12 protein-coding genes are annotated in these 14,302 nt (G+C 46.0%); 8 read left to right on the top strand and 4 right to left on the bottom strand.

The genetic code is table 11. From position 1 onward, the window contains the following. Window positions 1–53 precede the first annotated feature (53 nt). Complete coding sequence (locus KNO90_RS01100; RefSeq protein WP_214740883.1) at window positions 54–236, bottom strand: aspartyl-phosphate phosphatase Spo0E family protein; 183 nt, start codon at window positions 234–236, stop codon at window positions 54–56. A 188-nt stretch (window positions 237–424) separates the two neighbouring features. Between KNO90_RS01100 and KNO90_RS01095 the strand changes: the two genes are divergently transcribed. Further along, window positions 425–1,123, top strand: a complete 699-nt coding sequence (locus KNO90_RS01095) for a cytochrome c biogenesis CcdA family protein (RefSeq protein ID WP_215112820.1) — start codon at window positions 425–427, stop codon at window positions 1,121–1,123. A 19-nt stretch (window positions 1,124–1,142) separates the two neighbouring features. Continuing rightward, entirely contained in the window at window positions 1,143–1,595 is a 453-nt protein-coding gene (locus KNO90_RS01090) for a CcdC family protein (RefSeq protein ID WP_214742379.1), read from the top strand. A gap of 29 nt (window positions 1,596–1,624) precedes the next feature. Here KNO90_RS01090 and KNO90_RS01085 read toward each other — a convergent pair whose 3' ends face one another. The 3 genes from KNO90_RS01085 to KNO90_RS01075 form a co-directional block, all read right to left on the bottom strand. Next, complete coding sequence (locus KNO90_RS01085; protein WP_214740879.1) at window positions 1,625–3,184, bottom strand: solute symporter family protein; 1,560 nt, start codon at window positions 3,182–3,184, stop codon at window positions 1,625–1,627. Beyond that, window positions 3,181–3,510 carry a DUF485 domain-containing protein gene (locus KNO90_RS01080; RefSeq protein ID WP_214740877.1) on the bottom strand — a complete coding sequence of 110 codons (330 nt, stop codon included), beginning with the start codon at window positions 3,508–3,510 and terminating at the stop codon, window positions 3,181–3,183. Before KNO90_RS01080 ends, KNO90_RS01085 begins: the two co-directional genes overlap by 4 nt. A 255-nt stretch (window positions 3,511–3,765) precedes the next feature. Beyond that, window positions 3,766–4,197 carry a DUF2621 domain-containing protein gene (locus KNO90_RS01075; protein WP_214740875.1) on the bottom strand — a complete coding sequence of 144 codons (432 nt, stop codon included), beginning with the start codon at window positions 4,195–4,197 and terminating at the stop codon, window positions 3,766–3,768. Window positions 4,198–4,375: 178 nt separating this feature from the next. On the opposite strand from KNO90_RS01075, the gene KNO90_RS01070 reads away from it, so the two are divergent. The 6 genes from KNO90_RS01070 to KNO90_RS01045 all read left to right on the top strand — a co-directional run bounded on the left by KNO90_RS01070 (window position 4,376) and on the right by KNO90_RS01045 (window position 14,280). Further along, entirely contained in the window at window positions 4,376–5,974 is a 1,599-nt protein-coding gene (locus tag KNO90_RS01070) for a peptide chain release factor 3 (protein ID WP_074033192.1), read from the top strand. A gap of 194 nt (window positions 5,975–6,168) precedes the next feature. After that, window positions 6,169–8,883 (top strand): aconitate hydratase AcnA, encoded by a 2,715-nt coding sequence (acnA, locus tag KNO90_RS01065; RefSeq protein ID WP_214740874.1) that lies wholly within the window; start codon window positions 6,169–6,171, stop codon window positions 8,881–8,883. A gap of 46 nt (window positions 8,884–8,929) precedes the next feature. Further along, window positions 8,930–9,493, top strand: coding sequence for a DUF3939 domain-containing protein (locus KNO90_RS01060; RefSeq protein WP_251125770.1), 564 nt, complete (start codon window positions 8,930–8,932; stop codon window positions 9,491–9,493). Between the two features lie 126 nt (window positions 9,494–9,619). Then, the gene (locus KNO90_RS01055) at window positions 9,620–11,185 is read left to right on the top strand and encodes a BCCT family transporter (protein WP_214740872.1); all 1,566 of its coding nucleotides are present in this window, start codon (window positions 9,620–9,622) and stop codon (window positions 11,183–11,185) included. A 102-nt stretch (window positions 11,186–11,287) separates the two neighbouring features. After that, on the top strand, window positions 11,288–11,965 hold the full coding sequence (locus tag KNO90_RS01050) for a hypothetical protein (RefSeq protein ID WP_214740870.1): 678 nt from the start codon (window positions 11,288–11,290) through the stop codon (window positions 11,963–11,965). 56 nt (window positions 11,966–12,021) lie between these two features. After that, window positions 12,022–14,280, top strand: a complete 2,259-nt coding sequence (locus KNO90_RS01045; protein WP_215112819.1) for an AAA family ATPase — start codon at window positions 12,022–12,024, stop codon at window positions 14,278–14,280. Window positions 14,281–14,302 lie beyond the last annotated feature (22 nt).

Genomic DNA, 14,302 nt, shown 5'->3' with positions numbered 1-14,302 from the left:
ATCCTTTTTTCCATGGGAAAAGCTCGCCACACAAGGTGACGAGCCGTCAAGTTTCAAGAATGAAGTTGATTTTTTTTATGTTTTGATAGGACATGACGAGTGATTAATGAGTCAAGCTCTTGGCTAACTGAAATGACTTCAGGTGAGGTCCAAGAATGCTTTGACGCGATTTTATACAGTTCATCACGTTTTTGTTCAATGGCCTGGTGTAGAGTATCTGCTGCGGTGACTGCCACGTTCGTTCCCCCATCATATAAAATAGAATATTGTGAACTAGAATATCCAAATCTTAGCACCTCCGTTTACAGATGACAAGTTTCATTTCCATTTCAAAAATTACAAAATGATGTTGGAGTCTGAAAGAAAAGATGCGAGCAATTTAAATAGGTTTTCGCTATAATGGTCGTGAAAGGTGGAAATCGTCATGGAAGTCACATTATGGCTCGCATTTGGGGCGGGCGTCTTATCGTTTTTGTCACCATGTACGCTCCCGTTATATCCGGTTTTTCTTTCGTATATTACAGGGGTTTCCGTATCTGAATTAAAAAATGAAGGATTGAAACAGCGTACAGCCTGGTTCCACACATTTTCTTTCTTGTTTGGATTCTCAATTGTCTTTCTTGTCCTCGGGTTATCGACCTCATTGCTTGCAGACGTCTTTATCCAATATAAGGACAGTCTACGCATGATCGGCGCCATCTTGATTTTCGTATTTGGTGTCTTTTTAGCAGGTCTATGGCAACCAGAGTTCATGATGCGTGAAAAGAAAATGAATATCGGCGAAAGAAAAAGCGGATATTTTGGAACTGTATTAATTGGGATTGGATTTGCAGCCGGCTGGACACCTTGTACGGGTCCGATTTTAGCGGGTGTGATTGCATTGGCCGCCACTAACCCGAGTCAAGGTTTTGGTTATATGTTGGCGTACATCATCGGTTTCGCCATTCCCTTCCTTGTAATGGTCGCGTTTGTAGGTAAAATTAAGTACTTAGCGCGAAACAGTGCAAAAGTTGCAAAAGTCGGAGGCTATTTGATGATGGCGTTCGGCGTACTATTATATTTTGACGGTATGAATCGGTTCGCTGCTTGGATGAGCGAACTTGTCGGATTCACCGGATTTTAAGGAGTTGACCGAGATGTCAATGTTGTGGGGATCAACTCTCATCGCGTTATTCATGGGGATCGTGGCAAGCTTCGTACGTGTGAAAGCCTCTGCGAAACCGACCAATGCAAAAAAAATCTTAATCCCACCGCTTGCGATGTCAACGGGAATGATTCAATTTTTGATTCCCGCGTTTCGCCTGACATGGGTGGAGGTCGCTGAGGCACTCGCGGTAGGATTGATTTTCAGCCTGTTCTTAATCAAAACTTCTAATTTTGAAAAACGGGACGGTGAAGTCTATCTGTCACGATCGAAAGCATTCTTCATCGTTGTCTTTGCACTTCTTGCCATTCGTACAGCGATGAAAGTGTGGATTGGACACGATGTCGATCTCTTTTCTACAGGCGGACTGTTTTATTTGATTGCCTGGGGGATGATTGTACCTTGGCGAATCGCCATGTATCAAAAATATAAACGAATCGTTACCGCATAAAAATGGAGTGGCCATGAGCCACTCCATTTTTATTGTTCGGTAGTAACGGCAACTTCTGTCTCGGCATCGATTCCTGTGTTCGCCTTGACGAGTATGCGTTCGTAATTCCCTGAAACTTCATCCGATTTCGAGAGATACGTACCGACTATGGCAGCGATAAAGCCGAGCGGAATTGATACAATCCCAGGATTCGATAATGGGAATAGGGCTTCTCCAACAAAGATGGCTGACCCATCTGGTGCCCAAAGGTTCGGGCTGAGTGCGACTAGAATTAACGAAGAGAATAGACCGACAACCATTCCCCAAATCGCACCACCTGTATTGAAGCGTCTCCAGAAAATTGTGAAGAGAATAACGGGCAAGTTCGCACTCGCTGCAACAGCGAAGGCGAGAGAAACAAGAAATGCCACGTTCATCGATTGAGCGAAGAAGGCAAGCCCCATCGATACGAGTGCGACTGCTACAGATGCAATTCGAGCAGCTTTCACTTGCTCTTTCTCAGTTGCTTCTCCTTTTCGGATAATATGACCGTAAAAGTCATGAGCGAATGCCGAAGCAGCAGATAAGACGAGGCCAGCCACGACAGCAAGAATCGTAGCAAATGCAATAGCGGCAACGAAGGCAAACAAAAGATCACCACCAAGTGCTTGAGCAAGAAGAGGAGCCGCCATATTACCTGCAGGGTTAGCAGCAAGGATGGCATCTCGTCCGACAAATGCGGCAGCACCGAAACCTAAGAAGATTGTGAGGATATAAAATGCACCGATAATCCAAGTTGCATAGACGACTGATTGACGTGCGGTTGGCGCATCTTTGACGGTAAAGAAGCGAATTAGGATATGCGGAAGTCCTGCTGTACCAAGAACGAGTGCCATATTCAAGGAAATCGTATCAAGAGGGAGCTTGAACTTGTTCCCAGGATTTAAGAAGTCACTACCAAGCGGTGTCGCTTTACTGACTTCACTGAACATCGTCGCAATTGAGAAATCGAATCGTGCGAACACTAAAAACGAAATAATGGCCGTTCCTATCATTAGTAACACGGCTTTTGTGATTTGAACCCATGAAGTGGCCGTCATCCCACCGAAAACGACATAGACCGTCATTAAGATCCCAACGACGACAACACTTGTCGTATAAGGGATTCCGAGCAACAGCTCAATCAAGGCACCTGCTCCGACCAGTTGAGCGATCATGTAAAAGATAGAGATGACAATGGCATTCATCGCGGCGACACCGCGTACCCTTGGTTTGTTGAAACGTGCCGCAATCATATCGGCCATCGTATATTTTCCGAGATTTCGTAACGGCTCAGCAACGAGATAAAGCACGACGAGATACGCTACGAGAAAGCCGATTGAATAAAAGAAGCCGTCGAATCCGGCGAGTGCAATCATGCCCGCAATTCCAAGAAACGATGCGGCGGACATATAGTCACCTGCAATAGCGAGACCGTTTTGAAAACCGGTCAAACCGCCGTCTGCCGTATAAAAATCACTGGCAGTTTTCGTTTTTCGTGCTGCAAAATATGTAATCACAAGCGTGAGTCCGACAATTGCGGTAAAGAGACCGATGGCTGTCCAATTCATGATTTCACCTCTTCTTTTAATTGTTGGACGAGCGCGTCAAAGCGCCGGGCACGGCGACTGTAAAGTACACAAAGTGTCCAAGTCATGATGAACTGTGAAAAGGCGAACGCCCAAGCCCAGGTGATGTCTCCAATGAGCGGCGTGTTTAAAATAGTCGTATAGCTTGTCAAAATAGGGAGTGTGAAATAGAACAATAGTGAAAAAATAATGGCTGGGACGATGAAGCGATTTTTTTCACGCATCAGTCGATGAAACGTCTCGTGTTCGGTGATCGAGTGAGCGGAACGGTGGCTCGTCGTCTGTGCTGCTTGTGTGACATCATGCATAATGATTCCTCCTAATCTACAAGATAGACTTATTATGCGGTGTGAAAATAAGGAGAGTCATTCCTTTTTTTTATGTCGAAATGAGAGAAATTATATCAATATTGGTCATACCAATTTATTGTAAGCGTTTTCAATATTGTCTAAAAATTGAACATTATTCTGATATTATAAATAGTGAAATAAAAGGTACTTTTTACCTATTAGGCAAATCGCACAATTCGACAAATAAAAAACTCTATCTGAATGAGATAGAGTCTACTGCTGAAAATAATGTTCATAAGGTGTCCAATCAATCTGTTCTTCAGATAACGCCTTTTTTAAAAATTTGTGGTCTCGCTTTGGTGTTGCGGCAATGTACCCTTTGACGACAAGTTCGGTTGTCATTTTTTTCGCACGCGATTCGAGTGCAAACTGACCAATCTTTCCTGCTATTTTGCGGATGGCGACGTCACGGAACAATTCGGGAACCGGCGAGACGAGCCGATCTAAAAGCGTCCGTGTTTCTGGCGTCCATAGGTGCCGGGTTCTCTCTATATAATCATCTTCAATGTCAAGTAGGGAACGTCCATCTTCTTTCGGCATGCGTTTTAAAAACTTGCGAAACATGAAGTACCCGCCAATCGTCATGAGACCAATCATGACGAATCCCCAGAATACAATGAAATACATCATCCAGTTTTCTGGCATCGTCTTTCCCCCGTTCTATTCTTTCACTTGCTATCAACGTTAGTATACAAAAAAGAATCCATTTGCAAAAGGCGCACGTCTCGTTAGGATAGACGAACTCAATCGATTTCGATAGAATAGATAGCGTTGCTACGAGAATAAGCATGAACTGAGTCGAGAAAGGAAAGGTCTATCTTATATGAGCCAATTGAAACAAGAAGTCGAGAGACGTCGAATATTCGGCATCATCTCTCACCCGGATGCGGGTAAGACGACATTAACAGAGAAATTACTTTTGCACGGTGGTGCGATTCGTGAAGCCGGTACGGTCAAGGCACGCAAAAATTCAAAGCATGCCAAATCAGATTGGATGGAAATTGAGAAACAACGTGGAATCTCAGTTACATCGTCTGTCATGCAATTCATCTATCAAGACAAAGTCGTATCCATTATGGATACACCAGGACACAACGATTTTGGAGAAGACACGTATCGCGTGTTGACATCGGTCGACAGCGCGGTCATGGTCATCGATGCCGCGAAAGGGATCGAGACACAGACGAAAAAGCTATTCCAAGTTTGTCGGATGCGTGGGATCCCAATCTTTACGTTCATGAACAAGTTGGACCGTCAGGCGAAAGACCCGCTTGAACTAATGGAAGAGCTTGAGGAAGTACTCGGCATGCCTTCTGTTGCCATCACATGGCCAATCGGGAGCGGGATGCAGTTCGAGGGCGTCTATGACCGAATGAAAAATGAAGTTCATTTGTTCCGCGGAGACAAGTCTACACTTCAACTAAGTGAGGACGGGGTAAATGACCCGGTGCTCGCTGATCATCTTTCTGAAGAGAACTTGACGAATCTTCGCGATGAGATCGACCTCCTCGACGGAGCAGGGAATGAGATTGATGTGGAAGCGATTCAAAGCGGTAAATTGACACCAGTATTCTTCGGAACGGCGCTCGTTGACTTTGGTGTGACTGCGTTCTTGAATCATTATTTGGAGATGTCTCCGGCTCCAGAGGCACGTAAATCGAACGTCGGCCCAATCAATCCGACATCGGAAGATTTCAGTGGGTTCGTCTTTAAGATTCAAGCGAACATGAACCCAGCACACCGTGACCGAATCGCATTCGTTCGAATCTGTTCAGGTGTGTTCGAGCGTGGGATGGATGTGACGCTCACCCGAACCGGGAAGAAAATTAAATTGAGCCAGTCGACTCAACTCATGGCCAATGATCGTGAAACGGTCGACCAAGCGTTCGCCGGTGATGTTATTGGGATCTATGACTCTGGGACGTATCAAATCGGGGATACGATCACGACATCGAAGCAAAAGATTGCCTTTGAAGCATTGCCGACATTCCCACCTGAGTTATTCATGCGTGTATCACCTGTCAACTCGCTCAAGTCGAAACACTTCCACAAAGGTGTGGAGCAACTTGCCCAAGAAGGAGCAATCCAAGTCTATCGCAACGAATACAATGAGATTTATCTCGGTGCGGTCGGCCAACTCCAGTTCGAAGTGTTTGAATATCGTTTGAACAATGAGTATGGCGTAGACATCCGGATGGAACCTGTATCATACAGCGTTGCACGTTGGGTAAAAGACAAGGAATTGAAAGCGTTGAAACCATTCCAAGATTCACGTAACATGCTCGTTACGGACCGCTGGGAGCGCCCGGTATTCCTGTTCGCGAACGAGTTCACGTACGAGCGGTTCGCAGAACGTCACGCTGACGATTTGACGCTCGTAGAGGCTTTAGATGTCAACGAAGAGATTGGAACGGAAGAATAAGCAAGGAACACCTCATTTTTGAGGTGTTTTTTATTGTTCGGAGAAGGTTTCAGATAATGATAAGTTTTACTTATGACTAATTTGTGACGGAATGTATTTTACGTCACGCTATACTTGTATTATGATAAATATGTGAAAAGTAAGCGATTACGCATTGTCGTGTGGTCGGCGCTTTCAAAAAGGGGGAAATTGCAATGGAACAGACGAATGTTTTAGACGCCTTCGCATCTCGGACGACGTTCGAGGCGAACGGGCAATCGTATGATTTTTATCGTTTGAAAAAGTTAGAAGAAGAAGGGTTAACGAACATCAGTCGTTTACCTTATTCGATTCGCGTACTACTCGAATCGGTACTCCGTCAACAAGACGGTCGCGCGATTACAAAAGAGCATGTCGAAAACTTGGCAAAATGGGGTACTGCCGACGTCTCGAAAGACATTGACGTTCCGTTCAAACCGGCACGTGTTGTTCTTCAAGACTTCACGGGTGTCCCAACGGTCGTAGACCTCGCTTCACTTCGTAAAGCGATGGCGGACCTTGGTGGAGACCCGAACAAAATCAACCCAGAAATCCCTGTCGACCTCGTCGTTGACCACTCTGTTCAAGTAGATGCGTACGGTTTCGCTGGCGCATTGATGAAAAACATGGACATCGAGTTTGAACGTAACGAAGAACGATACAAGTTCTTGCGTTGGGCTCAGACGGCATTTGACAACTATCGTGCCGTACCACCGGCAACGGGGATTGTTCACCAAGTAAACTTAGAGTACTTGGCATCAGTCGTCCTCGAGAAAAATGATGCTGAAGGTACAGTTGCTTATCCGGATTCACTCGTCGGAACGGACTCACATACAACAATGATCAACGGACTCGGTGTTCTCGGTTGGGGCGTTGGAGGAATCGAAGCGGAAGCAAGTATGCTCGGTCAACCATCGTACTTCCCAGTGCCAGAAGTAGTCGGTGTCAAAATCATCGGTGAAGTCAACCCTGGTGTAACAGCGACAGATGTGGCACTCGTCGTAACAGAGATGCTCCGTCATGAAAAAGTTGTCGGGAAGTTCGTCGAATTCTTCGGACCGTCGCTTCATACAATGCCACTTTCAGACCGTGCGACGATTGCAAACATGGCTCCTGAATATGGTGCAACATGTGGATTCTTCCCAGTCGATACAGAGACATTGAACTACATGCGTACAACTGGCCGCTCTGAAGAGTTGATCTCACTCGTTGAGGAATACTCAAAAGCAAACGATCTCTTCTACACGCCAGACCAAGCGGATCCAACATTCACGAAAGTATTGACGCTCGACTTGTCAAAAGTTGAACCTTCACTTGCAGGTCCGAAACGTCCACAAGACCGAATCAATCTCTCAGACGTTCAAACGTCGTTTATCGACAGCTTGAGCGCTCCGGCAGGAAACAGCGGATTTGGACTTGACCGTTCGGAACTTGAGAAGAAGGCGACTGTCAACTATGAAGACGGTGCGGTCGACATGAGCACAGGAGATGTCGCGATTGCTGCCATCACAAGTTGTACGAACACATCAAACCCATACGTCATGGTCGGTGCTGGACTCGTTGCGAAGAAAGCGGTAGAACGTGGTTTGACGGTTCCAAAATACGTGAAGACATCTCTCGCACCAGGTTCAAAAGTTGTAACGGACTATCTTGATAAGGCCGGCTTGACTTCTTACTTGGATGAGCTCGGCTTCAATACGGTCGGTTACGGCTGTACGACATGTATCGGAAACTCAGGTCCGCTTGACCGTGAAGTCGAAGAAACGATTACGGAGAACGACTTGCTCGTATCTTCTGTCCTTTCTGGGAACCGTAACTTTGAAGGACGCGTTCACCCGCTCGTGAAAGCGAACTTCTTGGCGTCACCACCACTCGTCGTCGCTTACGCACTCGCAGGGTCAGTCAACTTCGACATCATGAATGATTCGTTCGGTACGGATAAAGATGGAAATGAAGTGTACTTCAAAGACATCTGGCCATCAAACGATGAAATCAAGATGGTTGTACAAGACGTCGTCTCACCTGAAGCGTTCCGTAAAGAGTACGAAACGGTCTTCACTGGTAACGAGCGTTGGAACGCACTCGATGTTCCAGAAGGAAACTTGTACGATTTCTCAGATGAGTCGACATATATCCAAAACCCACCGTTCTTCGAACAACTTGAGCCAGAAGCGGGTGAGGTTCATGCATTGAATGGCTTACGTGTCATCGGTAAGTTCGCGGATTCGGTCACAACTGACCACATTTCGCCTGCGGGATCGTTCTCGAAAACGACACCTGCTGGTCAATATCTCCTTTCAAAAGGGGTAGAACCAATTGACTTCAACTCATACGGTTCACGCCGTGGTAACCATGAAGTCATGATGCGTGGTACGTTTGCGAACATTCGTATTCGTAACCAAGTTGCTCCAGGTACAGAAGGTGGCTTCACAACGTACTGGCCAACTGGTGAAATCATGCCGATGTACGATGCGGCGATGAAGTATAAAGAACAGGGAACAGGACTTGTCGTCCTCGCTGGAAACGATTACGGAATGGGATCATCTCGTGACTGGGCAGCGAAAGGGACAAACCTCCTTGGTATTCGTGCCGTCATCGCACAAAGCTTTGAGCGGATTCACCGTTCAAACCTTGTCATGATGGGTGTCCTCCCGCTTCAGTTCTTAGAAGGTGAATCAGCAGAATCACTCGGATTGACTGGAGAGGAAGCAATCGATATCCAAGTAGACGAGTCGGTTCGTCCACGTGATATCTTAAACGCGAAAGCGACACATGAGAACGGAACGGTGACTGAATTTAAAGTCATCGCACGTTTCGACTCAGAAGTTGAGATCGACTACTATCGTCATGGTGGAATCTTGCAAATGGTTCTCCGTAACAAATTGAAATAAGTCTCAGACAATCATACCTTCCTTTGAAAAAAGGAAGGTTTTTTTCATGAATATGCAAATTTATGGTGAAAGTTTTAAAGGAATCGGGAACAGGAAGACAGGGAGGGGTGTGCTTATGGAGCGAGAGGAGAAAGGGAAAAGTAGTTGGTGGAGACGTTTGACGCAACAAAAAGAAGTGGAATCCGATCGCGAGATCGATGTGACGCTTTCCGAATTGCGACAAGCCATCCATGAATATGAACAGACGTTACCGAAAGGGGTCAATCGTACCGTCTTGTTAGATGACACGCAAGAAATCGACACCAAACGATTAAAACATCATTTATCCGGTGTCCCGAAACAACGTTTCTATATGTCAAAAGAGACGTTTCATATCGTACCGGAAGAAGAGCGAGATGTCATTTATGAGATGGATCAAGTTCAACGTGCCCTCGATTTGTACATGGATGAAGAAAAAAAATTACCGTTGCGAAAATTTCAAGATGCACTACAGCTCGATTTGACTCGATTACGTGAGGGTGGTTATTTAAAGACGTTACCAACGAGGCCGTATTATGTGGTGGATGAGACGTTGATTGTATCCCTTGAACCGAAAGAATCAAATTCATGACAAGACACCTATCTGTTTTACAGTAAACGACACATTTGTAGACAGTTAGGGTTGAGACTTGTTTAAAAAGTATGTTAGGGTGGAAAACGTATATGAAAATAGAAAATTAAATAGGAGTGATTTTTCATGGAACGAAAAAGCCGTGTGACGACCGTGTTCGTCGTATCTGCAATCATAACTGGCTTATTCACAATCTGGGGACTCTTCCCTGAGAGCGTATTAGGAAATGCTAGCCTCATCAATGTGACGAGCACATTACAAGGGTGGCTTTCAAACGGGATGGGTTGGTTCTATCTCTTGAGCGCGACTGGTTTCTTACTAGTTGCCATCTTCTTAATCTTTTCACGTTACGGTTCGATTCGTCTCGGAAAAGATACGGACCGACCTGAATTTAGCTATTTGACGTGGTTCGCTATGTTATTCAGTGCTGGGATGGGGATTGGTCTAATCTTCTGGGGAGCAGCAGAGCCGTTGCTTCACTTCCATTCACCACCATTCTCTTCACTGACACCAGAAGGGGACGCACGAACAGCAATGCGCTATGCGTTTTTCCACTGGGGTTTCCATCCGTGGGCCATCTATGCCATGATCGCACTGGCCATTGCCTACTCGACATTTAGAAAAGGACGCCCTGCAACGATTGGGGAAACAATCGGTTCATTGGTACACAATCGTTATGAGCAGCCTGTTAAACAGACGGTAGATATTCTTGCGGTTATCGCGACAGCATTCGGGGTGGCGACATCACTCGGATTTGGTGCTCAACAGATTGCCGGTGGCCTTCATTATCTCATCCCTGGGGTACCGAACGCCTTCATCACACAATTGATCATCATCGCCGTCGTCACAGTCCTCTATATGATTAGTGCTTCAACCGGTCTTGAAAAAGGGATTCGAATCCTGAGTAATACGAATATTTTCCTTGCCATCGTGTTACTTGTCGCGACAATGTTCGCCGGACCGACAGCATTCATTTTCGACTTATTCACACAGACAGTAGGGACATACTTGCAACAACTCCCTGGTATGAGTTTCCGTACCGCTGCATTCGAGCCAGTTGAACGTGAATGGATCAACGGTTGGACGATCTTCTACTGGGCTTGGTGGATTTCATGGTCACCATTCGTCGGAACATTTATCGCCCGTGTCTCAAAAGGACGTACGATTCGTGAGTTTATCATTGGAATCATGCTTGTACCAACGTCATTTGGTCTGTTATGGTTCTCTGTCTTTGGTGGATCGGCCATTTGGGCTGACTTGTTCGGTGGCTACGATTTGATTGGTAAAGTAAATGAGATTGGGACTGAAGTTGGCCTCTTTGCCCTCTTTGAAACGTTTGGCGGATTCGGTACTGTGCTCAGTATCGTCGCCATCTTCTTGATTTCTACTTTCTTTATCACATCTGCCGACTCCGCGACATATGTACTCGGTATGCTTACTTCGAACGGGAAGCTCGTTCCGCCGATGGGAATTAAATTGACTTGGGGTGTCATCCAGTCATCCATCGCTGCCGTACTTCTTTACGCGGGTGGGTTGGATGCGTTACAAGCTGTTGCCATTCTTGCGGCGTTCCCATTCATATTCGTTCTCATCTTTATGATTGTTGCCTTGTTCAAGGACTTGGCCGACGAACCAGACGAACGAGATAAATGGATTGAAATGCAAAAGAAAGACGACGATAAACTAGGTTAAATTGGGAAGGGTCTCATTAGAGGCCCTTTTTTAGTTGAAAATATTTTGATTGTCCTCTTCGCTAGTGTAGGATAGTAAGTGAAGAAACGAGGAGGATAGGCTATGAAACAACAGATAAAAAAACGGTTAAGCTGGGTGATATTGGCCGGCATCCTCATTGTCGGGGCATTACTCGCTTACAATTTCTATGTACTCATGAATTTCAATGCTGGAGAAGAAGAACAGGTCGAACCTTTCTATTCAAATGTCGTCATCGGATACAAGGAGCGTAAACTTCCGAAAGAAGGGGAAGAACTTGAGGAACGAGAATATGTCGTCACGTATGACGAAGACGGGCATTTCGTCTCAGAAGTCGTAACGGGTCCAAACGTTGGCGCCAAAGCAGAATGGGACGGAAAAACGTATTTAGAATTTGACCCGGATGGAGAAGAGATTCTTCGTCAGGAAACTCAATCAGGAGCCGTAGCCCCTCATCCATTCTTATCACGTGCCACGAACGAACAGATTCGTAAATGGTTAGATGATGGAACACTCGGTTCGAGTGAAGGGGAAACAGACATCGTCGGTAGAACGGCACAAGCCTACGTGAAATCTGAATCTGCCGAGACGGTCCCGGAAGAATGGATTAAAAACTATCCATCGATTTTTAGTGAAGAAGAGAATAAAGAGACAGTCACATACTATGTCGATGCGCATGAACGAATCTTGCTCGCGGCAGAATCGCGGAATAACGGGAAGTTATTCCATTCGATTCGGATGACATCTTTTGAATCAAGATAATCCGATGGGGAGCAGACATGATGTCGGCTCCCTTGTCGTCTGAAAGGGAGAACAGTATGAAACAAATTCAAGTGGAACAAGTCCAAACGGATTTGACGAACTGGGAAGCTGGAGAAAAGATTGATGAGGCAGCGTTACTATCCTATGCACATTGGTCTCGTGCCACGCATCACCAGGAAGAGTTGATTCGTTCCCTGACGTTACTTGCGACACACCGTCTCGAACACAAAGGGACAATGGATCCGTTGCTCAACCGCTGGGTGAAAGAATTAGAGTCGATGAATGCGTTACCTCCAGAGTTGAGGTTCTTTCAGTTGAATGAACAGTTACGTCGAGCGAAGCAGGCGCTTCAAATCGATTGGCCGACACTTCGGGAAGCAGACTATGCTTCGATGAAGGTGCAAATTTTGACTGAATACGAATCGAAGACATCTGCGTTACTCGATCAGCTCGATCAACTTCACGATGAAGTGGAAGCTGCAAAGTCAGATTTGCGTGATTCAGAATGGCGAGGGCAGCTTGAGAATCTGTTTGAGGCGATTATCGAGGCAATGCAGGAAGTCGCTTCCCTTGAGGATGATACTGCTTCCTTATTGGCATCGATGCAAGGGAATTATTTTAGTCGGGAAGCGTTCCGTCGATTCGGGGAACGGGTCGGACTCGTTAAAGAACGACTAGATACGATCTGTGAACTGTTACCGGAACGTAATATCGAAACTCGTTCGAGCGCGATTGAGTCGCTTGAGGAAATGATCGGTCTCGATGATATTAAAGAACGTGTGAAGGCGTGGTATCGTTTTCTACTATTCCAAAAAGAAAGAGAAAAAGCTGGATTTTCTTCTAAGCATCAGCCTTCTTTACACCTCGTCTTCACTGGTAACCCAGGAACCGGTAAGACAACCTTGGCACGGCTCATGGCAGAAATCTACTTTGAACTCGGACTTCTCAGCCGTCCAGACCTCGTCGAGGCGGATCGGTCTAGCTTAGTTGGCGCGTATGTTGGACAAACAGAAGAGCAAGTGATGAACAAAGTGAAAGAAGCGGAAGGTGGCGTCTTGTTCATTGACGAGGCATATGCGTTGAAGCGACAAGATTCAAGCGGAAGTGATTATGGGCAAGCGGCAATTGATACACTTGTCGCAGCGATGACGAGTGGGGAATATGCGGGCAAGTTTGTCGTCATTCTAGCGGGTTATCCAGAAGAAATGCGTCATTTTCTATTGGCAAACCCTGGATTACGTTCACGCTTTCCTGAATCGAATCACTACGAGTTACCGAACTATCGTGATGAGGAATTGGTCGCTATTGGTGAAAAAGTGGCACAGGAGAATAATTATGTGTTGACCGAGGGAGCGAAGCGCGCACTCCTTACTCGAATTGACCGGGAACGGGTCGACTCATCGTTTGGTAACGCCCGTACGGTTCATAATATTTTACTCGATGCGATGTTCAAAAAAGGATCTCGTTTCGGAGCAGACGCCCCACTCGACGAGATGGCATTATTAACAGAAGAGGATTTCGAGCAGGCTTCGGACGACTCGGGCGAAACTTCCTTAGACGATCTTGTAGGCATGGAAGAGGCGAAAGCACAACTAGCAGAAATCGAAGCACTCGTTGAGATTCAGAAGAGACGGAAGGCGCTCGGCTTAAAAACGGCACCAGTCCAACTTCATATGACACTCACTGGAAACAGTGGGACTGGGAAGACAACATTTGCCTATTTGTATGCTCAGATGTTGAAACGAACAGGTTATTTAAAGCGAGGGCATGTGAATGTCGTCAGTCGTGCGGACTTGGTCAGTGGTTATGTAGGGCAGACAGCTCAAAAAACGAAAGCAGCGATTCGTGATGCGCTCGGTGGTGTCTTACTGATTGATGAGGCGTATAGTCTGAACGGTGGGGCAAACGACTACGGTCGGGAAGCGATTGATACGCTCGTGGATGAGATGCCAAAGCACGGTGAGAACTTGGTGGTCGTCCTTGCAGGATATGAAGGGCCGATGCGCAGATTGATTGAATCGAATCCAGGGCTGAGCAGTCGAATGAAACGAACTATTCATTTCAATGATTATTCTCAGGAACAGTTAGTTGAAATCGCAAAAAACTATGCGAATCAATTTGGGTATGAGATGAATGAAGAGGCGACTGATGCATTGGCGAGTCGATTAAGCGATATCCAACATGCGAATGCACGGACGGCCCTCTCCGTCATCGATGAATCGATTGCCCGACAGTCATATCGACTCGTGAATGAAGAAGAGGATGAACTAGCTCTTCAACAATTATTAGTAGTAGATATTAAGAGTAAGTTATAATATACTAGGAGTAGGAAAGAAG

Source organism: Exiguobacterium sp. s63 (assembly GCF_018617335.1).
In the GTDB taxonomy this organism is placed as follows: domain Bacteria; phylum Bacillota; class Bacilli; order Exiguobacteriales; family Exiguobacteriaceae; genus Exiguobacterium.
This window is presented reverse-complemented; position numbering and strand designations above follow the sequence as displayed.